We start from the raw sequence: 23,611 nt of genomic DNA on the forward strand, positions 1-23,611 counted from the left end.
GTGCAAACGTGTAGTCGTCCCCGCAGGAAAGCGAGTAGTCGCCCGACCTGTACTCGGTGCCGATGGTCAAGCTCTCATCACCCCCTCCGCCGAGCCCTCCCCCGACTCCCCCCGTCCGGCCACAACCTCGGCCCCCGCTTGGCGGCAATGTCCTCGATCCACCCGAACGCAAGGATCGCCAAGGCAATAAGCGGCCAGATCAGTAGGAACATCAGGAACGTGTCCGCCTTGTCGAGGAAGGCGGTCGCCGTGTCGTTCTCCATGAAGGGCAGGTTGTACAGCTGGTCGAGGATCGGGACCGTGGCCATGATGAGGAGGTTGTGCCACAGGTAGATCGTGACGGCACGGTTGTTGGACAGCGTCACCAGCTTGTCCCAGCGAGCCAACCGCCTCGGCAACTCCTGCCAGGACGGCGCGTACTGGAGCAGGATCACCACGACGCCGAAGGACCAGGTCGCCTGGGCCAGCGGGATGTCGTTCAAGTCCCAGCCATCGGGGCCCAGATGACCCGACGCCCACCACAACCCGAAGCCCATGATCAGGGTCGCGCCCGACACCGCGAGGTAGCGCGGGACCTTCTTCAGTACGCCCTCGTGGTGCGCGAAGCCCAGGACCCAACAGCCCCCGTACACCGCGAAGTCCGACACCGCGTTGCCCGTCTCACCGGGGATGGTCACAAGGCCTGTGCCTACGACCGCCGTCAGCGCCAAGGGTGCCAGCAGAGTTGCCCAGGGGACCCTCCTGAACGCCCACAGCAGCAGCGGCGACGCGATCACGAACCACAGATACGCCCGCAAGTACCACAACGGCCCCGCCGCCTGGTCCGCCCACGTGCTCTCCAACAGGCCCGACTCCGAACCCAGATGCTCGGGATACGGCGGCGCACCGAACGGGACGATGTAGTCGAAGAGCTTCGCCACACCCCAAGTGCCGCCCAGGTCAGGGTCCTTGAGCGGGTTCCAGCCGCTCGCGAACATCATCACCAGCACCACCGCGCTGAACGCCCACAGCGGGGGCAGCAGGCGCCGTAGCCGACCCCTGATCACACCCAGCGCGGGGCGGTTCAGCGAGCGGGCCATCAGCGAACCCGCCAGCGCGAACATCACGCCCATGGAAGGGAACAGGACCGACAGCCACGCCCAGCCGAAGAGGTGGTAGATGACCACCCGGACGAGGGCGATCGAGCGGAGGAGGTCTAGGTAGCGGTCCCGGCCACCCCCGCCCTTCTTCGCTTCAACCGGCCTTTCCGCCAAGGGTTCTTGCTGCCGCTGTTGCGGAATCCCGTACGCCGGCGTCGACTCCGGATCCGGGCTCGTACCCGTCCCTGCCGTGTATCCGTGCGTCATGCCACAGTCCTCCGATCACTGCCGCTACCGCTACCGCTGCGCTGAGCCGATACCGGCCCGCCCGGCGCCCCCACGACCCCCGTCCGCCGCAGCTTCTGCCAGCGCAGGCGGCCCCCGGTGAGCGCGGTGATCCAGGACTGGAGCAGTACGACGTACATGAGTTGGCGGTAGAGGATCTGTTGGAGGGGCAGTGAGACCAGGTGGGTCATGCGTTCGCGGTCGAGGCGGAAGGCGTAGGCCGCGCAGAACGCTTGGATCGCCAGGACGCCCAGCCAGGCCAGGAACGTCTTCTCCGTCGGGCCGAACACCAGGCCGTAGAACAGGAACACGTCGATCAGCGGGGCCAGGATCGGGGCGATCACCATGAACAGGGCCACCAGTGGGAGGCCCACCCTGCCGAAGCGGCCGGACGGGCCCCGGTCCAGGATCGCGCCCCGGTGTTTCCAGATCGCCTGCATCGTGCCGTAGGACCAGCGGTAGCGCTGGGACCAGAGTTGTTGGACCGTCTCCGGGGCCTCGGTCCAGGCGCGGGCCTTCTCGGCGTAGACCACCCGCCAGCCGTCCCTGTGCATCGCCATCGTGATGTCGGTGTCCTCGGCGAGGGTGTCGTCGCTCATGCCGCCGACCCGCTCCAACGCGCTTCTCCTGAAGGCCCCCACGGCGCCCGGGATCGTCGGCATGCAGCGCAGGATGTCGTACATACGGCGGTCGAGGTTGAAGCCCATCACGTACTCGATGTGCTGCCAGGCGCCGATGAGGGAGTCCCTGTTGCCGACCTTCGCGTTGCCGGCGACTGCGCCCACGCGCGGGTCGCCGAAGGGCTGGACCAGTTCGCGGACGGTGGCCGGTTCGAAGACCGTGTCGCCGTCCATCATGACGATGAGGTCGTAACTGGCGTTCGCCAGGCCGCGGTTGAGGGCGGCCGGCTTGCCCGCGTTGACCTGGCGCACGACCCGTACGTTCGGCAGGAACATCGCCTCCACGATTCTCGCCGTACCGTCGGCCGAGCCGTCGTCGACGACGATCACCTCGACGGGATGTTCGCTCGCCATGAGGGAACGGACCGTGTTCTCAATGCACTTGGCCTCGTTGTACGCCGGGACGAGGACCGTGACCGGTTCGGTGACCGGCGGGCCCCACGCGAAGTCCTTGCGGCGCACCCGGCGGGCGTGGATGACGGAGAGCAGGAGCATCAGTGCGAAGCGGGCGATGACGAGGGAGCCGGTGATCGCCAGGCCCACCACCAGGACGTCCATGATGCTGTCCGAGGCCTGGACCAGGAAGATCCACGCCTTGCCCTTCCACAGGTTGACGCCGGTCATCGGGGTGAGCGCGCTGCGCGCGCCGAGTGCCTGGGTGAGGTTGTCGAACGTGTAGCCCTTGGCCTGCATCTCCGGCAGGAACCTGTCCAGCGCCTGCACGGTCTCGTGGCGGTCGCCGCCCGAGTCGTGCATGAGGACGATCGCACCCTTGCCGCCGCGCGGGGTCGCGTTGCTGATGATCTCCGCGACGCCGGGCTTCTGCCAGTCCTCGCTGTCCGTGTTGTTGACGACGGTGATGTAGCCGCGGGTGCCGATGTACTCGGTCACCGGCCAGGACAGGTTGTCCATCGCGTCGGCGGACGACGAGTACGGCGGCCGGAACAACGACGTACGGATGCCCGCCGCGCCGGTGATCGCCAGCTGGGTCTGGGACAGCTCCCAGTCGATGCGCTTCTTGGACTGGAAGGAGAGGTCGGGGTGGCTGAAGGTGTGCACGCCGACCTCGTTGCCCTCCGCCACGATGCGTTTGACCAGGCCCGGGTAGCGCGAGGTCATCGTGCCGGTGACGAAGAAGACGGCGTGCGCGTGATGCTTCTTGAGCACGTCCAGGACCTTGGGCGTCCAGGTCGGGTCGGGGCCGTCGTCGAAGGTCAGGACGATGTCGTGGTCCGGCACGTCCAGGCTGCTCGTACGGCCGCCGCGGGTGTCGATGACCGGGCCGCCGTCGAGAATCCTGTCCGGCACCTTGTTGGTGGCCGCCTCGGGACGGATGCGGTGGTCGGCGAGGATCTCGCTGTGCACGTAGCCGCGCAGCATCAGCATCGCCAGCAACGCGACGAGCAGCAGCATCGGCAGCAGGAACCGCATGGACAGCCGGCGGCGCCGGGGATCGCGCGCGGTGCGAGGCGCGGGGCCGGGCCCAACTCCCTTCCGATCGCTGGGCCCAACTCCGCTTGCCGCGACCGGAGTTGCTCCATGACGTCCGCCCGGGGCCTGGTGCGTGGCCTTGGGGCGGCGGTTGTGCGATGCCATCAGAGGATGTGCTCCGGGGTCTTGGACGGGGTCGGGGCCGGTTCGGAAGGAGCGGCCGGCCCCTGCGCCACGGGCGACGGAGTGCTCGGCGCGTCGGCCACCGTGCCGGTGCCCGCCGTCGCGCTCGGGGTCGGCGCCGGATCGGCCGGCGCGCTCACGCTGTTGGACGGCGTCGGGTCGGCCGGCGGTGACGCCGACGACCGCGAGGGCTGTACGACCGGATTGCTCGCGCCGCCACTCGCCGGCGCCGAGGCGCTCCTGCTCGCGGACGCCCCGGGCGACGCGGACGTGCTCGCCTTGCCACCGGGTTTCGCGGACGCGCCGGCCGCACCGCTCACACTCACGCCCGGCGACGGCGTCGTACCGTCGCTCGCCGTCGGAATGTTCCCCGGCGCCACACTGTCGCTGCCACCGGACGGGCGCCCCGACTCGGCGGGCAGCGGCGAGGTGTCGACCTTGCCCGCGGGCGCGTCGTCCTTCTGCCCCGGCACCAGCAGCCACGGCGCGTCCGAACTGCCGGACAACAACGTGATGACGATGACGACGGCGTACACCGCACACGCGAGGCCGATGGCCATACCGATCCGGCGGTACCTACGGCTACGACGGCCGGACTCGTCGACGAAGACGGGCCGGTCGGAACCGTCGTGACCGGCGCCCGTCCTACCCCCGCCCTCCGCGTGCCGAGCGGGCCCGTCGAGCTGGACGGTCACCTCGTCGGGGTCGGCCGTGCCGTCCCCTGCTCCCCCGGTCCCACTCCCCATCCCCAACCCTGTCTCCGCTGACGCGTCCCAGGGATCGGCGAGGATTCCCGCGCCGACACCGGCGACAGGTGTCACGGATGCGGCGGATGCGGCGTCCTTGCCTGGTGGAGGCTCGGGCCACCCGGTCCGTATACGGCGGCCGTCCTTGGTCGTACGACGACTGTCCTTACCGGCATGACGGCCGTCCTTGGCGGCATGTCTGCCGCCCTCCAAAACCTCTGATCCTCCACTTGTTCCGGTCTCCGGGAACGCCTGGGCCTCTCCGCCTACGACCGGTACGTCTCTGGTCGCGGATGCGGCTTGGGGCCATTCCGGTTGGGCGTCTTCTCGCCACTTTTCCATGCGCACGCACATCCCCCCACGGGACTGTTCCGGGTGCGCAAACGACCCTGAGCACACGCCGCCGAACCGGGCCCCCACCCGGTCCTCGCGCCCCCCTTACCACACCGTGCTCAGGCCCCTGAAGGTAGCGCACAGGGGCACTTCATGTGGTGGGATGCGTTATTTTCCCCTTTTTAGCATGTCCACGTCGATGGCCGGAATCCATCCGTTCACCGGCCGACGCAGCCATCCCTCGGCGGTACCGATCTCCACCGCAGCACGTCGAAGCGCATCGAATCCGGGGTGCACCAGCCCCTTTCGCCACACGAGCGACACGGCGGACAACGGCACCGGGTCCACCAGCGGGCGCAACACCGTCCGAGGCATGGCCGGAAAGTCCACCACGGCGAGGATCGGCGTCCGCGTCTTCGCCATGACCCGCTCGAACTCCTCTTCGCCTACGGCCATCGGCGCGGGCGCGGCAACCTCGATGTCACGCCCCTCGAACAAACGACGCGCGAGATCCGTCCACTCCGGAGTACGCGGATTCCCGGCTCCGGCGTACACGACCTCCCCCGCGAGCGCGTCGACAGGCACCTCCGCGAGCGACGCCAACCGATGCCCCTCGGGCAACACGACCGCCATCGGCTCGTACCGCACGAGTTGATGATCGAGGCCGGCCCGCAACACAGGGTCCAGCCCGGCGAACCGCCCGAACGACACATCGAGCCGCCCCGCCAGCAACTCCCCCGCCGCGCCCGCCAGTCCACTCTCATAGCGGGCCATCAGCTCCTGCTCCGGGGCGAGTTCACGGGCCCGATGCAGCACGCGGCGTCCGGTGCCCAACCCCGGCGAGTTCAGATCGACGAGGAGAGGCCGGGGCCCGGCCTCCCGGAACGCGGCAAGCAGCTCGTCCTGCGCACCGAGCACCCGCCGCGCATACGGCACCAGCCGCTCACCGTCCGCCGTCAACGTCACCTGCCGAGTGGTGCGCACGAACAACTCGGCCCCCAACTCCCGCTCCAGCCGCCGCACATCACGACTGAGCGCCTGCTGGGCGACGTACAAGCGGGCGGCGGCCCGGGTGAAGTGCAACTCTTCGGCTACGGCGACGAAGGCGCGCAGGAGACGGGGGTCGAGCGAGGTGGGCATCCGGCGAACTTACAACGCGGGTGCGTGAATCGGCGGGACCAGGTGTTGGACCCGGTGATCCACTCCGGGCGACGGTTACCGCATGCCGCAAACGCCCACCGAACCCCGGACCACGGAACCCCGGACCACCGAACCCGGGACCACCAACCGCCGGACCACCACCCGCCCCACCTACCGCCACCTCTTCACCCTCCCCGGCACCCGCGCCTTCACCGCCGGGAACCTCATCGCCCGCCTCCCCGCAGGCATGTTCAGCGTGAGCGCGGTGGTGATGATCGCCGGTTCACGGGGTTCGTACGCCCTGGCCGGCGCCGTCACCGCGACGGGCCTCGCGGCGACAGCACTGGCGGGCCCGTGGATAGCGAGGCTGACCGACCGCCACGGCCAGTCCCGAACAGCCGTGCCGGCAACGGCAGTTGCGGCGCTCGGCTCCCTGGCCCTCCTCCTCTGCGTCCGCTACGGCGCCCCCGACTGGACCCTGTTCGCCGCCTACGCGGCCACCGCGACGACCCCCAACACCGGCGGCATGTCCCGCGCCCGCTGGGCCCATCTCCTCGCCGACGACACCGAGGCCCTGCACACGGCGAACTCCTTCGAGCAGGCGGCGGACGAACTCTGCTTCATGCTGGGCCCGGCACTGGCGGCCTTCCTGTGCGGCACGTTCTTCCCGGAGGCGGGCACCCTGATCGGGGCGGTACTCCTCCTGACCGGCATCCTGATCTTCACGGCCCAGCGCTCCACGGAACCACCACCGAGCCCGACCCCAAAGGGCAGTTCACCCCTCCGCACCCCCGGCATCCCTCCCCTGGTCGCCGGCTTCATCGCAACCGGGGCCGTGTTCGGCGCGATGGAGGTAGTGACGCTCGCCTACGCGGACGCGGTGGGTCACCGCGCGGCGGGCGGCGCGGTGTTGGCCCTCCAGGCAGCCGGTTCCTGCGCGGCGGGCCTGCTCTACGGCACGCTGAACCCAACGGACGCACCGGAACGCCGCCTGCGGTGGTGCCTGTTGGCGATGACGACCCTGATGCCACTGCCCCTACTGGCAACCCGCACGCTCAACTCCCTCCCGGCGCTGGCAGTTGCCCTGCTGCTGGCAGGCATGGCAACGGCCCCCACGATGATCACCGCGATGACCCTGCTCCAACACCGCACACCCGAGGGCAGGTTGAACGAGGGCATGAGCCTGGCAGTGACGGGCTTGCTGCTGGGAATCGCGTGCGGTTCAGCGACGGGAGGCTGGGTGGCGGATCACGCATCACCGACGGCGGGCTTCGCGGTACCGACAGCGGCAGCAGCAACAGCGCTACTGATCGGCGTCCTGAGCAAGGAAACGCCGTAAGGGGCAGCTCCCCAGGGGCGCGGGGAACTGCGCGACCAGCCTCCACGGCGCCGCACCCACCCACGAACCCATCGAACCGCTTGCGCCAATCTCCGCCCAACCCATTGACGCCCTCACAGCCCCTACATACCTTCCTCCATCGAAGCGCTTCGACGCCCCCCGTCGAATCGATTCGACCCCCATCCGACTCCCCTGGAGGCACTGGATGTCGACGGCACAACGGCGCGCAACAGCAGCCGCACTGATCCTGAGCGGATCCCTGCTCCTGTCCTCCTGCGGCGGCAGCTCGGACAACGGCTCCTCGGACGGCAAGACCCTCAAGCTCTGGCACTACGAGGGCCCCGACAGCGCGATGGGCGTGGCCTGGAACGAGGCCATCAAGGAGTTCGAGGCCCAACACCCGGGCGTGAAGGTGAAGTTCGAGGAGAAGGGCTTCGAGCAGATCCAGAAGACAGCCCCCATGGTCCTCAACTCGTCCGACGCCCCGGACATCATGGAGTACAACAAGGGCAACGCGACGGCAGGCCTGCTCTCGAAACAAGGCCTGCTCACCGACCTCACCGCCGAGGCGACGAAGCGCGGCTGGGACAAGAAGATCCCCGCGAGCGTGGGCACGACGGACGTCTACGACACCAACGGAGTGATGGGCTCCGGCAAGTGGTACGGCGTCACGGACTACGGCGAGTACACGATGGTCTACTACAACAAGGCCCTCTTCAAGAAGTACAAGATCGCCGAGCCGAAGACGTTCGACGAACTCACCGCCGCCATGGCCCAGTTCACGGCGAAGGGCGTCACCCCCCTCGCCAACGCGGGCGCCGAGTACGTGGCCCAGCAGTACCTCTACCAACTCGCGCTCTCGAAGGCCGACCGCGCCTGGGTCGACAAGTACGAGTTGTACAAGGGCAAGACGGACTTCCACGACCCGGCCTGGACGTACGCGGCGACGACGTTCGCCGACTGGGTGAAGAAGGGCTACATCGCCAAGACCTCCAGCGGCACGAAGGCCGAGGACGCCGGTGTCTCCTGGATACAGGGCAAGGCCCCGATCCTGTTCTCCGGCAGCTGGTGGTACGGCCGCTTCCAGACGGAGGCCAAGTTCGACTGGGACACGACCCTTTGGCCCGGCTCGAACCTCACCCTCGGCTCCGGCGGCAACATCTGGGTCGTCCCCAAGGGTGCCAAGAACAAGCAACTCGCCTACGACTTCATCGACATCACCCTGTCGAAGAAGATCCAGAACCTGATGGGCAACAAGGGCGGCATCCCGGTCGCGGCCGACACCTCCGCGATCACCGACCCCAAGTCCAAGGAACTCATCGCCAACTTCAACACCGTCTCCGCCCGTGACGGCCTGGCCTTCTACCCGGACTGGCCGGTCCCCGGCTTCTACGACGTCCTCGTCTCCGAGACCCAGAAGCTGATCACGAACAGCGAGAAGCCGGACGCCTATCTCAGCAACTTGCAGAAGGCGTACGACAAGGGCGTCCCGTCGACATGACGGTCACCGTCGAAAAGGACGCGCGGGCCGCCGGCAAGCACCAGCGCCCCGGCCCGCGCAGCCCACGCCGCCCCCGCGACTCGTACGCGCTCTTCCTCGTCCCCGGCGCCCTGGCTGCCCTCGCCGTGATCGTCGTCCCGTTCCTGATGAACACGGCCGTGAGCTTCACGAGTTGGCAGGGCGTGGGCGACCCCAAGTGGACCGGGCTCGCCAACTACCGTGATCTGCTGGACGATTCGGAGTTCTGGGCGTCCTTCCGCCACAGCCTGTTCATGGTGGTGGCGATGGCGGCCGTACCGACACTGATCGGACTGGTCCTCGCCGCCGCCCTGTTCGACTACATCGCCAAGCACTTCGGCACCCGTGTCGCCGCGATCCTCCGCGCCTGCTTCTACCTCCCCCAGGTGCTGCCGATCGCGGTCGCCGGCATCGTCTGGAGCTGGATCCTCGCCCCCGACAACGGCTCCCTCAACGCCCTGCTGAAAGCAGTCGGGTTGGGCTCCTGGCAACAGGACTGGCTGGGCGACCCCGACATCGCGCTCTACAGCGTCATGGGCGTCATGGTCTGGGTCCAACTCGGCTTCCCGCTCGTGGTGTTCATGGCCGGGCTGCAACGCGTCGACCCCCAGCTCTACGAGGCCGCCGAGCTGGACGGCGCCGGCTGGTGGCGCCGCTTCTGGCACATCACGCTGCCGCAGATCCGCCCGGAGATCTACGTCGTCCTCACGTGGTGCACCATCGCCGCGCTCAAGGTGTTCGGCGCGGTGTACGTGCTGACGAAGGGCGGTCCGGGCGGCGCGACCGACGTCCCCTCCTACTTCTCCTTCACCACGTTCTTCGAGAAGACCCAGGTCGGCTACGGAGCCGCGATATCAACGGTGTTGACGGTGATCATCCTGGTGCTCTCCCTCGCCTTCCTGAAGCTCCAGACCCGCGCGGAGGACGCCGAGGAAGGGGTCCGCACATGACGACCGCCCTGCGCCGCTACCCCGTACTGATCGCCCTGTGCATCGCGGCCCTCTTCATGGTCGTCCCGTTCCTGATCGTCGTGGTCAACGCCGTGAAGTCACCGGCCGAGTACTCCGCACACGGCCCCCTCAGCCTCCCCAAGGGCCTCTACCTGGACGGCCTCAAGGACTTCTGGCAGCGCGTCGACTACGGCCAGAAACTCTTCAACTCGGCCCTGATCAGCGGCTCGGTCGCCCTCCTCGCCGCCGCCCTCTCCGTCCTCAACGCGTACGCGATCGGCATCGGCCGTATCAAGGGCCGCACCTGGGTCCTGGCCTTCTTCGTCCTCGCCAACATGCTGCCGCAGGAGGCGCTGGTCTACCCGATCTACTACCTCAGCAAGCAAGTCGGCCTCTACGACACGAGGTTGAGCGTCATCATCGTCTTCACGGTGATCCAGGCGGCGTTCGGCACGTATCTCCTCTCCTCCGTACTCGGCCAGTTCCCGAGGGAGATCCTCGAAGCGGCCCGGATCGACGGCGCCAACAAGTGGCAGGTGCTGTGGCGGATCGTGGTCCCCGTCAGCCGCCCCACCATCGGAGTCCTCCTGGTCTTCTTCTTCATCTGGACCTGGAACGAGTTCCTGCTCCCCCTGGTCATGCTGATCTCCAACGACAACCAGACCGTGTCGGTGGCCCTCGGCGTCCTCCAGGGCCAGCGTCTGATGGACGCCACGATGACCAACGCGGCTGCCCTGCTCGGTGTGTTGCCCGCCATCGTCTTCTTCCTCGTCTTCCAGCGGACCCTCACGCGCGGCATCGCCGTGGGTGCCGTCAAGTAGTAAGGGGACCCCCACATGAAGTTCACCGACGGCTACTGGCTGCTGCGCGAGGGCGTCACCGCGGCCCACCCGGTCGAGGTCCTCGATGTCACCGCCCCGGACAGCACGCTGGAGATCCACGCGCCGACCATGCCCATCCGCCACCGCGGCGACCTGCTGAAGGGACCGGTCGTGACGATCAGCGCCCACGCCCCGATGCCCGACGTCATCGGCGTCACCTTCACCCACTTCGAGGGCGAACAGCCGCGCCGCCCCCAATTCGATGTCCAGAAGGAGGTCCGGGGGTCTGGGGGATGTCCCCCAGAAAAGCACAGCGCGGTCCACACGTCGTACGACGACAAGCACGCGACCCTCACCTCCGGCGCCCTGTCGGTCCAGGTCGCCCGCACCGGCCCCTGGCACGTCGACTTCCTCGCCCACGGCCGCACCCTCACCGGCAGCGGCCCCAAGGGCATGGGCATCATGCGCGACGCGACGGGCGCCCACTACCTGCGCGAGCAGCTCGGGCTCCAAGTAGGCGCATCCGTCTACGGACTTGGCGAACGCTTCGGCCCGCTCGTCAAGAACGGCCAGGTCGTCGACATGTGGAACGCCGACGGCGGCACCGCCACCGAACAGGCCTACAAGAACATCCCCTTCTACCTGACCGACGCGGGCTACGGCGTCTTCGTGGACCACCCCGGCCGGGTCTCCTTCGAGGTCGGTTCGGAGGCGGTGTCCCGGGTCCAGTTCAGCGTGGAGAGCCAGCAGTTGACGTACTACGTCATCTACGGCCCGACCCCCAAGGAGATTCTCCGCAAGTACACCGCCCTCACCGGCCGCCCGGCGCTCCCGCCCGCCTGGTCGTTCGGCCTGTGGCTGTCGACGTCCTTCACCACCTCGTACGACGAGGAGACGGTGACGTCCTTCATCGAGGGCATGCGGGAGCGTGAACTCCCGCTCTCCGTCTTCCACTTCGACTGTTTCTGGATGCGCGAGTTCAACTGGTGCGACTTCCAGTGGGACCCGAGGGTGTTCCCCGACCCGAAAGGCATGCTGGCCCGGCTCAAGTCCAAGGGCCTGCACATCAGTGTCTGGATCAACCCGTACATCGCCCAGCGTTCGCCACTCTTCGCCGAGGGCAAGGCACTTGGGCATCTGCTCCGCAGGCCGGACGGCAGTGTCTGGCAGTGGGACCTGTGGCAACCCGGCATGGCCCTGGTCGACTTCACCAGCCCGGCCGCCCGCGACTGGTACGCCGGAAAACTGGAGGCCCTCCTCGCGCAGGGCGTCGACTGCTTCAAGACCGACTTCGGCGAGCGCGTCCCCGTCGACGTCGCCTACGCGGACGGCGCGGACCCCGAGCGGATGCACAACTACTACACCTACCTCTACAACCGCACGGTCTTCGACGTGCTGCGCAAACACCGGGGCGAGGGCGAGGCGGTCGTCTTCGCCCGCTCGGCCACAACAGGCAGCCAGAAGTACCCGGTTCACTGGGGCGGCGACTGCGAGGCGACCTACGAGTCGATGGCCGAGTCGTTGCGCGGCGGGCTCTCCCTCGGTCTGTCCGGCTTCGGCTACTGGAGCCACGACATCGGCGGCTTCGAGGGCACCCCGACCCCCGCCCTCTTCAAACGCTGGCTGGCCTTCGGCCTGTTGTCCTCCCACAGCCGCCTGCACGGCAGCTCCTCATACCGCGTCCCGTGGCTCTTCGACGAGGAATCCGTCGACGTACTACGGCAGTTCACCCGCCTGAAGCTGAGCCTCATGCCGTACCTCTACGAGACCGCGCGCACCGCCTCCGCCGAGGGCGTGCCGATAATGCGGGCGATGGTCCTCGAATTCCCGGACGACCCCGGGTGCGCCCACCTGGAACGGCAGTACATGCTCGGGAGTGATCTGCTGGTCGCGCCCGTGTTCAGCGACGACGGGGACGTCTCGTACTACGTCCCCGAGGGCACCTGGACCCACTACCTCACCGGCCGCACGGTCACCGGGCCGCGCTGGGTGCGCGAGAAGCACGCGTTCGACAGCGTGCCCCTGCTGGTGCGGCCCGGCGCGGTGATCCCGGTCGGCGCGGTGACCGACCGGCCCGACTACGACTACGCCGACGGGGTCACCCTGCGGGCGTACGACCTGGGACGGGGCGCGCAAGTGACGGTGCCGGTCGGAGAGGTGACCTTCACCGTCGTACGGGAAGGGGACACGCTCCGGGCGTCCTGCAGTGATCCGTCCGTGTCGTGGGCGCTGGCCGCCGGGTCCCGGTCGAAGTCGGGCAGCGGGTTCCTGACCCTGGAGCTGGGCTGATGGTGAAGATCACGGACGTGGCCCGGCACGCCGGCGTCTCCCCCAGCACCGTGTCGTACGCCCTGAGCGGCAAGCGCCCGATCTCCGAGGAGACCCGGCAGCGCGTCGAGGCGTCCATCCGCGAACTGGGCTACCGGCCGCACGCCGGCGCCCGCGCCCTGGCCAGCAGCCGGTCGAACGTGCTGGCGCTGGTCATCCCCTTACGGACCGGCATCCACGTCCCGGTCGTCATGCAGTTCGCGGTGTCCGTGGTGACCACCGCCCGCCGCCACGACCACGACGTCCTGCTGCTCACCCAGGAGGAGGGAGAGGAGGGCCTCCGGCGGGTCGCGGACACCGCACTCGTGGACGCGATGATCGTGATGGACGTCCAACTCAACGACCCCCGGCTGCCGTTGCTCCGTTCCCTGGACCGGCCGTCCGTGATGATCGGCTTCCCCGCCGAGGCGGACGGACTGACCTGCATCGACCTCGACTTCAAGGCGGCCGGTGAACTGTGCGTGGAACGGCTCGCGGGGCTCGGGCACCGGGTCGTCGCCCTCGTCGGGTCACCACCCGAGGTGTACGTCCGCGGAACCGCCTTCGCCCAGCGGGTCGTTCAGGGCTTCACGGCCGCCGCCGACCGCAACAGGCTCGCCTCCTCCGTCCACCCGTGCGAGGCGGCACCCGCCGCGGCGGCGGCCGTGGCGGAACAACTGCTGCTCGAACAACCGGCGTTGACCGGAGTCGTCGTTCACAACGAACCACTCCTGGAACCTCTCATCGACGCCTTCGAGCAGCTCGGACTGCGCGTACCCGGCGATCTGTCGATCACCGCGATCTGCCCCGACGAACTCGCCGAGTCCGTACGGGTTCCGGTCACGTCGGTCGCGCTGCCCGCCGCCGAACTGGGCTCCAGGGCCGTCGAGTTGCTGATGGCGAAGCTGGGCGGCAAGACCGTACCCGACGCGACACTCCTGTCCCCCCGGCTGACGGAACGCGCGAGCACGGCACCGCGCAACGCGCCCTGAGATCTCCGAGGTCCGTAACGCCCGCATGCAAGGCCCTACGTGAAGGAGCCGTGACATGAAAGGCAAGAGAAGAAGACAAGGCACGGGAAGAAGACGCAGAACCACGCTCGTCGTGGCGTTCGCCCTGATCGCCGGACTGGGAGCGACGGTCCCCGCGACGGCCGACACCCCCTACCCCTTCCGCGACCCAACTCTCCCGGTGAGCCGGCGCGTTGACGACCTCCTGGGCCGCCTGACCCTCGACGAGAAGATCTCCCTCCTCCACCAGTACGAGCCCGCGATCCCGCGCCTCGGCATCCAGTCCTTCCGCACCGGCACCGAGGCCCTGCACGGCGTCGCCTGGCTCGGCAGGGCCACCGTCTTCCCGCAGGCCATCGGACTCGCCTCGACCTGGGACCCGGCGCTGATGCGGCAGGTCGGCTCGGCGGTCGGCGACGAGGCCCGCGGCTTCCAGCAACAACGCCCGGACGGCTGGGGATTGAATCTCTGGGCCCCGGTGGTGAACCTCCTCCGCGACCCGCGCTGGGGCCGTAACGAGGAGGGCTACAGCGAGGACCCGGAACTCACCGGCGCCCTCTCCACGGCATACGGCGAGGGCCTGACCGGCGGCGACCCGAACCACCTCAAGACGGCCCCCACCCTGAAGCACTACCTCGCCTACAACAACGAGGCCGACCGCGCGACCACGTCCTCCGACCTGCGCCCACGGGTGGAGAAGGAGTACGACGAGGCCGCGTTCAAACCGGCGATCGAGGCGGACGCGGCCACGGGCGTGATGACGTCGTACAACCTGGTCAACGGCCGTCCCAGCACGGTGAATCCGGACCTGAACGACGTAGTGCGGAAGTGGACCGACCAGAGCCTGCTGAACGTCACCGACGCCTTCGCCCCCGGCAACCTCGTCACCCCGCAGCAGTACTACCCCAGCATCACCGAGGGCGACGCGGCAGCACTCAAGGCCGGCGTCGACAGCTTCACGGACAACAGCGCCGACCCCGGCCCGACGACGACAGCCGTCACCTCGGCTCTCCAACAAGGCCTGTTGAAGGTCTCGGACATCGACACGGCCGTCTCCCACATCCTCTCCGTCCGCGTCCGGCTCGGTGAGTTCGACCCGGGCGGCGGCAAGTACGGCTCGATCGACGCGTCCGTCATCAACAGCTCGGAGCATCAGCGGTTGGCACGCAAGGCGGCGGCCGAGGGGACGGTGCTGCTGAAGAACAACGGGGCGCTGCCACTGAGGAGTTCGGGCTCGGGCCCGGCGAAGAACGTAGCCGTGGTCGGCCCCCTGGCCGACACCCTCTACACGGACTGGTACTCGGGCACCCTCCCCTACGCCGTCACCCCCGCGAAGGGCATCGCCTCGAAACTCGGCACCGGTGTCACGACCAGCGAGGGCGTCGACCGCATCGCCCTGCGCGACACGGCGACCGGCAAATATGTCACGGCGGGCACCGGCGACGCGGGCGCACCCTTGCAGGAGACCACGAACACCCCTACAACAGCCGCCCAGTTCGACGCCTTCGACTGGGGCTCCGGCATCGTGACCCTGCGCTCGGCCGCCAACGGCAAGTACGTCGGCTACAACTGGTCGAACTTCGTCAACGACCAGACGCAGCCCAACGGTTGGTACGTCCAGCAGCAGTTCAAGCTGGAACAGCAGGACGACGGCACGTACTTGCTGAAGTACGCGGGCTACGAGACCACCGAGTCCTGGTGGTCGAGCCCCCTCTACCTCGGCCCGACCGACACGAACGGCACCCTCGGCCTGGTCACCAAGGACCAGGCGGCGCACTACGCGAAGGACGTGGTCCGCAGCGGCGTCGCCGACGCGGTGGCGGCGGTCAAGGGCAAGGACACGGCGGTCGTAGTCATCGGCTCCATGCCGTCGATCAACGGCCGCGAGGCCCACGACCGCACGGACATGGCCCTGGCCCCCTCCCAGGAAGCCCTGGTCAAGGCCGTCCACCGGGCCAACCCGAAGACGGTGGTAGTGGTCGAGAACAGCTACCCGACCACACTCGGCGCCCTCCAGAAGGAAGTCCCGGCCCTCCTGTGGACCTCCCACGCGGGCCAGGAAACGGGCAATGCCCTGGCCGACGTCCTCTACGGCGACGTCAACCCGTCCGGCCGCCTCACCCAGACCTGGTACCAGTCGGAGTCGGATCTCCCCTCGATCCTCGACTACGACATCATCAAGTCCGACCGCACCTACCAGTACTTCCAGGGCACCCCGCTCTACCCCTTCGGCTACGGCCTCTCCTACACGACCTTCCGCTACGGCACCCTGAAACCCGTCACCGGCGGCTACGAGGTCACGGTGACGAACACGGGAACGCGGGCCGGCGACGAGGTCGTACAGCTCTACACCCACCAGCGCACGTCCCGCGACAAAGAACCCCTGAAGCGGTTGAAAGCCTTTCAGCGGGTCTCATTGAAAGCGGGCGAGACAAAAACAGTCCGCCTGAAGATCCAGCAGAAAGACCTCGCCCACTGGGACGTCACCCGCTCGAAATGGGCGGTGGAAAGCGGCACGTACGACGTCATGGCCGGAGCATCCTCCACGGACATCCGCGCCCGTACGACCTGGCGCGTCCACGGCGAGACCATCCCGCCCCGGAACCTTTCCCGAACGACCCGCGCCGAGAACTTCGACGACTACTCCGGCATTCACCTCGTGGACGAGTCCAAGGCGAGCGGTACGGCGGTGGGCGCGGCTGCGGACGGGGCGTGGCTGAAATTCACGGACACGCAACTGGGCAAGGGGGCGGCCGATTTCACCGCCCGCGTCGCCGGGACATCCCCCGGCACGGTCGAGATCCGGCTGGGCTCTCCGACCGGCAGACTCGTCGGTACGGCACACGCGAACGGGACGGCATCGTCGTACGACTATGAGACGGTGACCGCCGACCTGTCGGGCGCGGCAAAGGGTCGTACGGACGTGTATCTCGTCCTGGGCGACGGCCTGCGCCTGTCGACGTTCAGCATTCACTGAAAGCGCATGACAAAGGCCCCGCCACTCGAAAGTGGCGGGGCCTCTGCCGCTGTACTCAATCACAAACATGGGATGAGTGGAGATGGCGGGAATCGAACCCGCGTCCACCGGTGCAGAATCAGGGCTTCTCCGTGTGCAGTTCGCTGTGATTTTCTCGGCCCCGGTGATCACGCGAACAAGTCGCCGACGGGCCCAGTCACTGTTTGATTTCCCATCGAACCCCGTGACCGGGCTCGATGGTTTAGTTCCCTAGATTATGCCAGGGTCCGGGTCGGGAACACTCCCGGGCTGACACCCTTTTAGGGTCCTTCAGTCGCTGTTATTAGGCAGCGAGGGCGAAGGACTGGGAATCGCTCTTGGAATTGGCGATTATTGGTTGCGACATATGGTTAACGAGATCATTGCCGCTTCCTCGACACGCTTCACCTGCTTCGACAGCCGCTGTCGAAACCGATCATCCCCATGTTGTTTTTTCAATGTCCCTCCGAAGAGGGCGCCACACCCGCTGTGGGGTGCAGTTGCCATCGTACGTGACCAACGCACGCCGATGCCACCGTATTCCCGGCGACCGGCCGCAGGACCGGCAGGCTACTCGCCGCGCTGCTTCCGCTTCGCCGCCGCGATCGCGCGGTCCGACTCCCGGCGGTCCTGCTTCTCGCGCAGGGTCTGCCGCTTGTCGTACTCCTTCTTGCCGCGGGCGAGGGCGATCTCGGCCTTCGCCCGGCCGTCCTTGAAGTAGAGGGCGAGGGGCACGATCGTGTGACCCGTCTCCTCCGACTTGGACTCCAGCTTGTCGATCTCCTCGCGGTGCAGCAGCAGCTTGCGCTTGCGGCGGACCGTGTGGTTCGTCCAGGTGCCCTGGCTGTACTCGGGGATGTGGGCGTTGTGCAGCCACGCCTCTCCCCCGTCGATCTGGACGAAGCCGTCCGTCAGCGAGGCGCGCCCCTGGCGCAGCGACTTGACCTCGGTGCCGGTCAGGACGAGCCCGGCCTCGTAGGTGTCGACGATCGCGTAGTCGTGCCGGGCCTTCTTGTTCTGCGCGACGATCTTGCGCTTGCCGTCCTTGGCCTTCGCGGCCCCACCGCCCTGCTTGGGCTGGGACTCCTTGGGTACGTACATTCCCTTGCTCATAGTGCTGCCCATTTTCGCACTACGAGGGGGTCGGAGGGAAAGGCGATTACCAACAGTGGCGACGGACGACTAGGAAGCGTCCCCGAGCCCGCTCAGTACCGTCTCGGCCCGCTCCACGGCGGCCTGTCCCTGCGCGGTGACATCGAGGTCGGGGGTGATGCCCCGGCCGTCGACGGTGTGGCCGGAGGGGGTGCGGTAGTGGCCGACGGTCAGTTCGGCGACGACGCCGTCGGGCAGCTTGCTCGGCATCTGGACCGAGCCCTTGCCGAAGGTCCTGGAGCCCACGACGACCGCGCGGCCGCGGTCCTGGAGGGCGCCGGTGAGCATCTCGGCCGCGCTCATCGTGCCGCCGTCGACGAGCGCGACCAGGGGTCTGGTGGTGTCGCCGCCGGTCGCCGCGTGCAGGGCACGCTGCTGGCCGTCGACGTCGTACGTCGCGACGAGGCCGCCGTCGAGGAAGGCGGAGGCGGTGGTGACGGCCTCGGTGACCAGGCCGCCGGAGTTGCCGCGCAGGTCGAGGATGAACGCGGAGTCGGCCGGGGCCTGCCGTACGGCGGTGCGGACGAGGTCGCCGACGCCCTTGGTGAACGCGGCGATCTTGATGACGGTGACCTCACCCGCGAGCTTGCGGACGGTCACGGAGTCGGTGGAGAGGCGGGCGCGCCGTACGGTCTCGCTCCACGCGTGCGTGCCGCGCTCCAGGCCGAGGGTGACGGCGGTGCCGGCGGCGGCATCCTGGGCGTCACCGCGCAGTAAGGACACGACCTCGGTGACGGGCTGCCCGTCGACGTTCTCCCCGTCGACGCTGCGCAGCCGGTCGCCCTTGCGGACCCCGGCGGTGGCGGCGGGCGACCCGGACTGGACACGGGTCACCTCGATGCGGCCGTCCCGCTCGCGGCGGGCCCAGAGCCCGACGCCGGTGTACTGGCCGTCGAGGGCCTCCTCGAACTCCTCGTACTCCCCTTGGGAGTACACGGCACCCCACCGGTCCCCGCTGCGGCTGACGGCGCGCTCGGCGGCCTCCATGGGCGACTTGCCGTCGGCCTTGGCCTCGGCGGCGGCCTTCGCGACCTCTTCGGTACGGGCGACGGGCGCCGAACGGGCCGTACCGGACGCCGATTTCCGGTCGGGCCGGTCGGGTTCGTCGAACGACCCGGTCGCCGCACCGGCGACCAGCACACTCGCGAACACCAATGTCAGGGCGGCCCCGCGGCGGATGCGGCGGGGCTGACAGAACAGGTCACGACCTGACATGGCGGTGAGTCTAGGACAACGCGAAGGGCCGCACGGGCGGTTGCCCGTACGGCCCTCTTGGCATGTGTCACACCTTCAGGTACTTGCGCAGCGCGAAGAACGCCGCAAGCGCCGGCATCAGGAGGCTCGTCGCGAGGATGAGGGGGAGCTTGGTCAGGACGGCGTCCCAGCCGATGAAGTTGATCAGGTTGAGCTTGTGGGACAGGTCCAGGCCGTGGTCGATGATGAAGTACCGGGCGACCACCAGGAATCCGCAGGCGACCGTGCCGCCGATCAGTCCGGCGACCGCGGCCTCCATGATGAACGGGGCCTGGATGTAGAAGCCGGAAGCGCCGACCAGGCGCATGATGCCGGTCTCGCGGCGGCGGCTGAACGCCGAGACGCGCACCGTGTTGACGATCAGCATCAGGGCGACGACCAGCATGAGGGCCATCACCGCGCGGGCGGCCCAGTTCATGCCGTTCAGGAGGCCGAAGAGGTTGTCCAGGATGCCCTTCTGGTCCTGCACCGACTGGACGCCGTCACGACCGTCGAAGGCGGTCGCGATGACCTGGTACTTCTCCGGGTCCTTGAGCTTGATCCGGTACGACTCCTGCATCTGGTCCGGCGTCAGCGAACTGGCCAGCGGGGAGTCGCCGAACTGTTGCTTGTAGTGCTTGTACGCCTCGTCCTGGGACTCGAACACGACCTTCTGGACGACCGACATCTTGCCGAGGTCGGAGACGATCGACTTCTTCTGGTCGTCGGTCACCGCGCCCTTGGCGCAGTTGGGGTCGGACTCGGCGTCGCTCTTGTTGCAGAGGAAGATCGAGACGTTGACCTTGTCGTACCAGTAGCCCTTCATCGTGGTCACCTGGTCGCTCATCAAAAGCGAGCCTCCGAAGAGGGCCAGGGACAGGGCTACGGAGACGACGACCGCGAAGGTCATCGTCAGGTTGCGACGGAGACCGACACCGATCTCGGAGAGTACGAACTGGGCGCGCATGGCGGCTTCTTCAGGCCTTTCCGTGGACGGACATCAGACGGCGGTCAGTCGGCGGTCAGTGCTGGTAGCCGTAGACGCCGCGTGCCTGGTCACGGACGAGGCGGCCCTTCTCCAGCTCGATGACGCGCTTGCGCATCTGGTCCACGATGTTCTGGTCGTGCGTCGCCATCACCACGGTGGTGCCCGTCCGGTTGATCCGGTCGAGCAGTTTCATGATGCCGACGGAGGTCTGCGGGTCGAGGTTGCCGGTGGGCTCGTCCGCGATGAGGAGCTTGGGGCGGTTCACGAACGCTCTCGCGATGGCCACGCGCTGCTGCTCACCACCGGACAGCTCGCCCGGCATCCGGTCCTCCTTGCCGCCGAGCCCGACGAGGTCGAGCACCTGGGGCACGGACTTGCGGATCTCGCCCTTGGACTTGCCGATGACCTCCTGCGCGAAGGCCACGTTCTCGGCGACCGTCTTGTTGGGCAGCAGGCGGAAGTCCTGGAAGACGGTCCCCAGCTGGCGGCGCATCTGCGGCACCTTCCAGTTGGAGATGCGGGCGAGGTCCTTGCCCAGCACGTGCACCTGGCCCTGACTGCACCGCTCCTCGCGGAGGACCAGCCTCAGGAAGGTGGACTTTCCGGAGCCGGAGGACCCCACGAGGAACACGAACTCGCCCTTCTCCACTTCCAGGGAGACGTCCCTGAGGGCGGGGCGGGTCTGCTTGGGGTAGACCTTGGAGACATTGTCGAATCGGATCACGGGTGCACCACGGGTAGCCGGGGGTAGGTGAGCGTGACCATACGCGACCCGGGTGTGCCCGCGCAGTCGGCGTCCGGGGTTGCGCGAGGCTTGCACGTTTTGTCGCTGATTTGAAGGGCTGGAACGCACAGGGTCGGGGCAGGATAAGGCGAGCCGCGCCGAATCCCGCGGAACCTGGCACAGTGGAGGGGGAACGTTCCAGTTTCCCGAGGCGTTGTGTCTGTGGAAGCCGGTGCAAGGAGGGCGAGCGCATGACGTACGACCGGTTGGTGTGCGCGAACTGCGCGGCGCCCGTGAACGAGGGCCGCTGCCCCGTCTGCCGTGCGAACCGCGCGCGGCTGCAGCAGGAGAACCCCTGGGGCAATCTGAACCCCATGGCGCTGATCGCCCTGCTCGCGGTACTGATCGCGGCGCTGGCACTGGTGGCGCACCAGACCGCCTGAGCCACACCGAGAGCACGCGGGACCACACCGAAGAGTCACGTGCGAAGGGCCCGGAGCGACACGCTCCGGGCCCTTCGCCGTACGACGTGCGTACGGTCCGTACGGGGACGGCTACCGTCAGGCGATCGTGCCGCCGCGGTTGCTCGCGAGGCGCGGGAGCACGCGGAAGGCGATGCCGCCGGCGATCATCGTCGCGGCGCCGATCAGCAGGAACGTGGTCTGGCCTGCACCGGTCTCGGCGAGCTGGTCACCGTTGCCCTGGGCCGACGTGTCGGAACCGGTGTCGGTGAGGGCGGAGGTGCCCGCCTCCTGGGCGGAGGAGCCGCCGTCGGGGTCGGTGTTGTTGCCGCCGGTGGAGCCGGAACCGCTGGTGGCGGTGTCCGTGGGGCTGGCCGTGGTCGGCTCGTCCGTCGGCTCGGTGGGGTTGTCGGTGGGCTCGGTCGGCTCGTCCGTGGGAGGCGTCGAGGTCGGCTCGTCCGTGGGCGGCGTCGAGGTCGGCTCATCCGTCGGGATGACGGTGGGCTCGTCGGTCGGCGTCTCGCTCGGGGCGCCCGGCGTGCTCGGGCCGTCGAGGTTGACGTCCGCGCTGACCCCGTTCTCGTCCACGGTCACGCCCAGGTCGAGCGCCGATGCGGCACCCGCGGCGGTCAGCGAGGCGCCGGCGGCGATGATCGCGCCGGCCGCTATGCGCGCGACACGGATCCGCGTCTTCTTGGTCATTAGGTTGCTACCCCCAGTAGCTCGTCGTCAGGGTGGCGCGTCGGTGTCCGGGGCCGTGATCGACGGGGGTGGCGGCTGGCGAAAGCTGAGATCCCCCGGTTCACATGCGCCCCGGAGACACGCATGCCACGCTTCACCTTTCCCAGTTTTCACAGCAACGTCAAGGCCGTTGCGAGCGCAATGTCCAACTAAGCGTTCTTTGCTGGGAGATGGAACCTGTGAGTGTGATGTAAAACCCAGACATCAGGGATCAAGCTGGGGACTACGGGGGGACGCACAAGGCAACTGCCGCCCGATGGACGGCAGTTGCCTTGTCGACAAACTTACTTCTCCTGCTGCTTGCGCCAGCGAATTCCGGCCTCCAGGAAGCCGTCGATCTCGCCGTTGAACACGGCCTCGGGGTTACCGACCTCGTACTCGGTGCGCAGGTCCTTGACCATCTGGTACGGGTGCAGGACGTACGAACGCATCTGGTTGCCCCAGGAGTTGCCGCCGTCGCCCTTGAGGGCGTTCATCTTCGCCTGCTCCTCCTGGCGGCGGCGCTCCAGCAGCTTGGCCTGGAGCACGTTCATCGCGCTGGCCTTGTTCTGGATCTGCGAGCGCTCGTTCTGGCAGGAGACGACGATGCCGGTGGGGAGGTGGGTGAGGCGCACCGCGGAGTCGGTGGTGTTGACGCCCTGGCCGCCGGGGCCGGAGGACCGGTACACGTCGACGCGCAGTTCGGACTCGTCGATCTCGATGTGGTCGGTCGTCTCGACGACGGGCAGGATCTCGACACCGGCGAAGGAGGTCTGGCGGCGCCCCTGGTTGTCGAAGGGCGAGATCCGCACCAGCCGGTGGGTGCCCTGCTCGACGGAGAGGGTGCCGTAGGCGTACGGCACGTGCACGACGAAGGTGGTCGACTTGATGCCGGCCTCTTCGGCGTACGACGTCTCGTAGAGCTCCGTCTTGTAGCCGTGGCGCTCGGCCCAGCGCAGGTACATGCGCTGGAGCTTCTCCGTGAAGTCGGAGGCGTCGACGCCGCCGGCCTCGGCGCGGATGGTGACGACGGCCTCGCGGGAGTCGTACTCGCCGGAGAGGAGGGTGCGGACCTCCATCTCGTCCAGCGCCTTCTTGACGGCGGTCAGCTCGTTCTCCGCCTCGGCGCGGGTGTCCGGGTCGTCCTCCTCCTCGGCCATCTCGAAGAGGACCGAGAGGTCGTCGATCCGGCCGCGGAGCGCCTCCGTCTTGCGGATCTCGGCCTGGAGGTGGCTCAGCTTGCTGGTGACCTTCTGCGCCGCCTCCGGGTCGTCCCAGAGGGACGGCGCCGCCGCCTGCTCCTCAAGGACGACGACATCTGCCCTCAGCGTGTCCAGGTCCAGGACGGCCTCGATCGACTCCATGGTCGAGGAGAGGGACTTGAGCTCTTCGGATACATCGACGACTGCCACGCCTCCAGCGTAACGGCTCCGCCAAGCGGGGACCACCCTGCCGCCCTTCAAGTTGGAGGGCGTCACCCCGCCGAACGGCGTGGATGTCGTGGGCGGTGACCTG

The 23,611-nt window shown here is 68.1% G+C and carries 18 protein-coding genes and 1 other RNA gene; 9 read left to right on the plus strand and 10 right to left on the minus strand.

What is annotated here, in order from left to right:
- Nucleotides 1-77 precede the first annotated feature (77 nt).
- A complete protein-coding gene (locus ACFWP5_RS22995) occupies nucleotides 78-1,346 on the minus strand; it encodes an acyltransferase (RefSeq protein ID WP_384159507.1) in 1,269 nt (422 codons plus the stop codon).
- Nucleotides 1,343-3,640, minus strand: a complete 2,298-nt coding sequence (locus ACFWP5_RS23000; protein WP_384159510.1) for a glycosyltransferase — start codon at nucleotides 3,638-3,640, stop codon at nucleotides 1,343-1,345. The genes ACFWP5_RS22995 and ACFWP5_RS23000 overlap by 4 nt, the downstream gene beginning before the upstream one ends.
- A 6-nt stretch (nucleotides 3,641-3,646) precedes the next feature.
- Here ACFWP5_RS23000 and ACFWP5_RS23005 point away from each other — a divergent pair, with 6 nt between their 5' ends.
- Complete coding sequence (locus tag ACFWP5_RS23005) at nucleotides 3,647-4,291, plus strand: hypothetical protein (RefSeq protein WP_384159513.1); 645 nt, start codon at nucleotides 3,647-3,649, stop codon at nucleotides 4,289-4,291.
- 614 nt (nucleotides 4,292-4,905) lie between these two features.
- On the opposite strand, the gene ACFWP5_RS23010 is transcribed toward ACFWP5_RS23005, so the two are convergent.
- Nucleotides 4,906-5,877: a LysR family transcriptional regulator gene (locus ACFWP5_RS23010; protein WP_384159516.1), complete on the minus strand. Its 972-nt coding sequence runs from the start codon at nucleotides 5,875-5,877 to the stop codon at nucleotides 4,906-4,908.
- An 82-nt stretch (nucleotides 5,878-5,959) separates the two neighbouring features.
- On the opposite strand from ACFWP5_RS23010, the gene ACFWP5_RS23015 reads away from it, so the two are divergent.
- The 7 genes from ACFWP5_RS23015 to ACFWP5_RS23045 all read left to right on the plus strand — a co-directional run bounded on the left by ACFWP5_RS23015 (nucleotide 5,960) and on the right by ACFWP5_RS23045 (nucleotide 16,800).
- Nucleotides 5,960-7,216, plus strand: coding sequence for an MFS transporter (locus ACFWP5_RS23015; protein ID WP_384159519.1), 1,257 nt, complete (start codon nucleotides 5,960-5,962; stop codon nucleotides 7,214-7,216).
- Nucleotides 7,217-7,421: 205 nt separating this feature from the next.
- Nucleotides 7,422-8,717: an extracellular solute-binding protein gene (locus ACFWP5_RS23020; RefSeq protein ID WP_384159522.1), complete on the plus strand. Its 1,296-nt coding sequence runs from the start codon at nucleotides 7,422-7,424 to the stop codon at nucleotides 8,715-8,717.
- Nucleotides 8,714-9,685 (plus strand): carbohydrate ABC transporter permease, encoded by a 972-nt coding sequence (locus tag ACFWP5_RS23025; RefSeq protein ID WP_384159525.1) that lies wholly within the window; start codon nucleotides 8,714-8,716, stop codon nucleotides 9,683-9,685. The genes ACFWP5_RS23020 and ACFWP5_RS23025 overlap by 4 nt, the downstream gene beginning before the upstream one ends.
- A complete protein-coding gene (locus tag ACFWP5_RS23030) occupies nucleotides 9,682-10,506 on the plus strand; it encodes a carbohydrate ABC transporter permease (protein WP_384159527.1) in 825 nt (274 codons plus the stop codon). The genes ACFWP5_RS23025 and ACFWP5_RS23030 overlap by 4 nt, the downstream gene beginning before the upstream one ends.
- Nucleotides 10,507-10,521: 15 nt before the next feature.
- On the plus strand, nucleotides 10,522-12,795 hold the full coding sequence (gene yicI, locus ACFWP5_RS23035; protein ID WP_384159530.1) for an alpha-xylosidase: 2,274 nt from the start codon (nucleotides 10,522-10,524) through the stop codon (nucleotides 12,793-12,795).
- A complete protein-coding gene (locus ACFWP5_RS23040; protein WP_384159533.1) occupies nucleotides 12,795-13,805 on the plus strand; it encodes a LacI family DNA-binding transcriptional regulator in 1,011 nt (336 codons plus the stop codon). Before yicI ends, ACFWP5_RS23040 begins: the two co-directional genes overlap by 1 nt.
- Nucleotides 13,806-13,860: 55 nt before the next feature.
- Entirely contained in the window at nucleotides 13,861-16,800 is a 2,940-nt protein-coding gene (locus ACFWP5_RS23045) for a glycoside hydrolase family 3 C-terminal domain-containing protein (protein WP_384159536.1), read from the plus strand.
- Nucleotides 16,801-16,874: 74 nt separating this feature from the next.
- On the opposite strand, the gene ssrA is transcribed toward ACFWP5_RS23045, so the two are convergent.
- From ssrA to ftsE, 5 genes are all read right to left on the minus strand, one after another.
- Nucleotides 16,875-17,262: a transfer-messenger RNA gene (ssrA, locus tag ACFWP5_RS23050) on the minus strand.
- A gap of 126 nt (nucleotides 17,263-17,388) precedes the next feature.
- A complete protein-coding gene (gene smpB, locus ACFWP5_RS23055) occupies nucleotides 17,389-17,931 on the minus strand; it encodes an SsrA-binding protein SmpB (protein ID WP_384159539.1) in 543 nt (180 codons plus the stop codon).
- Between the two features lie 69 nt (nucleotides 17,932-18,000).
- Nucleotides 18,001-19,185, minus strand: a complete 1,185-nt coding sequence (locus ACFWP5_RS23060) for a S41 family peptidase (RefSeq protein WP_384159542.1) — start codon at nucleotides 19,183-19,185, stop codon at nucleotides 18,001-18,003.
- Between the two features lie 67 nt (nucleotides 19,186-19,252).
- On the minus strand, nucleotides 19,253-20,170 hold the full coding sequence (gene ftsX / locus ACFWP5_RS23065; protein WP_366490460.1) for a permease-like cell division protein FtsX: 918 nt from the start codon (nucleotides 20,168-20,170) through the stop codon (nucleotides 19,253-19,255).
- A gap of 55 nt (nucleotides 20,171-20,225) precedes the next feature.
- Nucleotides 20,226-20,915, minus strand: a complete 690-nt coding sequence (ftsE, locus tag ACFWP5_RS23070) for a cell division ATP-binding protein FtsE (RefSeq protein WP_033286714.1) — start codon at nucleotides 20,913-20,915, stop codon at nucleotides 20,226-20,228.
- A 251-nt stretch (nucleotides 20,916-21,166) separates the two neighbouring features.
- Here ftsE and ACFWP5_RS23075 point away from each other — a divergent pair, with 251 nt between their 5' ends.
- Nucleotides 21,167-21,358: a hypothetical protein gene (locus tag ACFWP5_RS23075; protein WP_019056429.1), complete on the plus strand. Its 192-nt coding sequence runs from the start codon at nucleotides 21,167-21,169 to the stop codon at nucleotides 21,356-21,358.
- A gap of 117 nt (nucleotides 21,359-21,475) precedes the next feature.
- Here ACFWP5_RS23075 and ACFWP5_RS23080 read toward each other — a convergent pair whose 3' ends face one another.
- Together ACFWP5_RS23080 and prfB are read right to left on the minus strand one after the other, a co-directional pair.
- Nucleotides 21,476-22,078 carry a hypothetical protein gene (locus tag ACFWP5_RS23080; RefSeq protein ID WP_384159547.1) on the minus strand — a complete coding sequence of 201 codons (603 nt, stop codon included), beginning with the start codon at nucleotides 22,076-22,078 and terminating at the stop codon, nucleotides 21,476-21,478.
- A 323-nt stretch (nucleotides 22,079-22,401) separates the two neighbouring features.
- Nucleotides 22,402-23,508, minus strand: coding sequence for a peptide chain release factor 2 (prfB, locus tag ACFWP5_RS23085; RefSeq protein WP_384159550.1), 1,107 nt, complete (start codon nucleotides 23,506-23,508; stop codon nucleotides 22,402-22,404).
- Between the last annotated feature and the right edge of the window lie 103 nt (nucleotides 23,509-23,611).

It is taken from the genome of Streptomyces sp. NPDC058469 (assembly GCF_042721125.1).
In the GTDB taxonomy this organism is placed as follows: Bacteria; Actinomycetota; Actinomycetes; order Streptomycetales; family Streptomycetaceae; genus Streptomyces.

What these genes read in the sequence shown, in the direction of transcription:
- ACFWP5_RS23015 (WP_384159519.1), top strand. Translation starts at nt 5,960, where the DNA reads ATGCCGCAAACGCCCACCGAACCCCGGACCACGGAACCCCGGACCACC.
- yicI (WP_384159530.1), top strand. Translation starts at nt 10,522, where the DNA reads ATGAAGTTCACCGACGGCTACTGGCTGCTGCGCGAGGGCGTCACCGCG.
- ACFWP5_RS23045 (WP_384159536.1), top strand. Translation starts at nt 13,861, where the DNA reads ATGAAAGGCAAGAGAAGAAGACAAGGCACGGGAAGAAGACGCAGAACC.
- ACFWP5_RS23030 (WP_384159527.1), top strand. Translation starts at nt 9,682, where the DNA reads ATGACGACCGCCCTGCGCCGCTACCCCGTACTGATCGCCCTGTGCATC.
- ACFWP5_RS23000 (WP_384159510.1), bottom strand. Translation starts at nt 3,640, where the DNA reads ATGGCATCGCACAACCGCCGCCCCAAGGCCACGCACCAGGCCCCGGGC.
- ACFWP5_RS23025 (WP_384159525.1), top strand. Translation starts at nt 8,714, where the DNA reads ATGACGGTCACCGTCGAAAAGGACGCGCGGGCCGCCGGCAAGCACCAG.
- ACFWP5_RS23080 (WP_384159547.1), bottom strand. Translation starts at nt 22,078, where the DNA reads ATGACCAAGAAGACGCGGATCCGTGTCGCGCGCATAGCGGCCGGCGCG.
- ACFWP5_RS23010 (WP_384159516.1), bottom strand. Translation starts at nt 5,877, where the DNA reads ATGCCCACCTCGCTCGACCCCCGTCTCCTGCGCGCCTTCGTCGCCGTA.
- ACFWP5_RS23040 (WP_384159533.1), top strand. Translation starts at nt 12,795, where the DNA reads ATGGTGAAGATCACGGACGTGGCCCGGCACGCCGGCGTCTCCCCCAGC.
- ACFWP5_RS23060 (WP_384159542.1), bottom strand. Translation starts at nt 19,185, where the DNA reads ATGTCAGGTCGTGACCTGTTCTGTCAGCCCCGCCGCATCCGCCGCGGG.
- ACFWP5_RS23005 (WP_384159513.1), top strand. Translation starts at nt 3,647, where the DNA reads ATGTGCTCCGGGGTCTTGGACGGGGTCGGGGCCGGTTCGGAAGGAGCG.
- smpB (WP_384159539.1), bottom strand. Translation starts at nt 17,931, where the DNA reads ATGAGCAAGGGAATGTACGTACCCAAGGAGTCCCAGCCCAAGCAGGGC.
- ACFWP5_RS23075 (WP_019056429.1), top strand. Translation starts at nt 21,167, where the DNA reads ATGACGTACGACCGGTTGGTGTGCGCGAACTGCGCGGCGCCCGTGAAC.
- ftsX (WP_366490460.1), bottom strand. Translation starts at nt 20,170, where the DNA reads ATGCGCGCCCAGTTCGTACTCTCCGAGATCGGTGTCGGTCTCCGTCGC.
- ACFWP5_RS23020 (WP_384159522.1), top strand. Translation starts at nt 7,422, where the DNA reads ATGTCGACGGCACAACGGCGCGCAACAGCAGCCGCACTGATCCTGAGC.
- ACFWP5_RS22995 (WP_384159507.1), bottom strand. Translation starts at nt 1,346, where the DNA reads ATGACGCACGGATACACGGCAGGGACGGGTACGAGCCCGGATCCGGAG.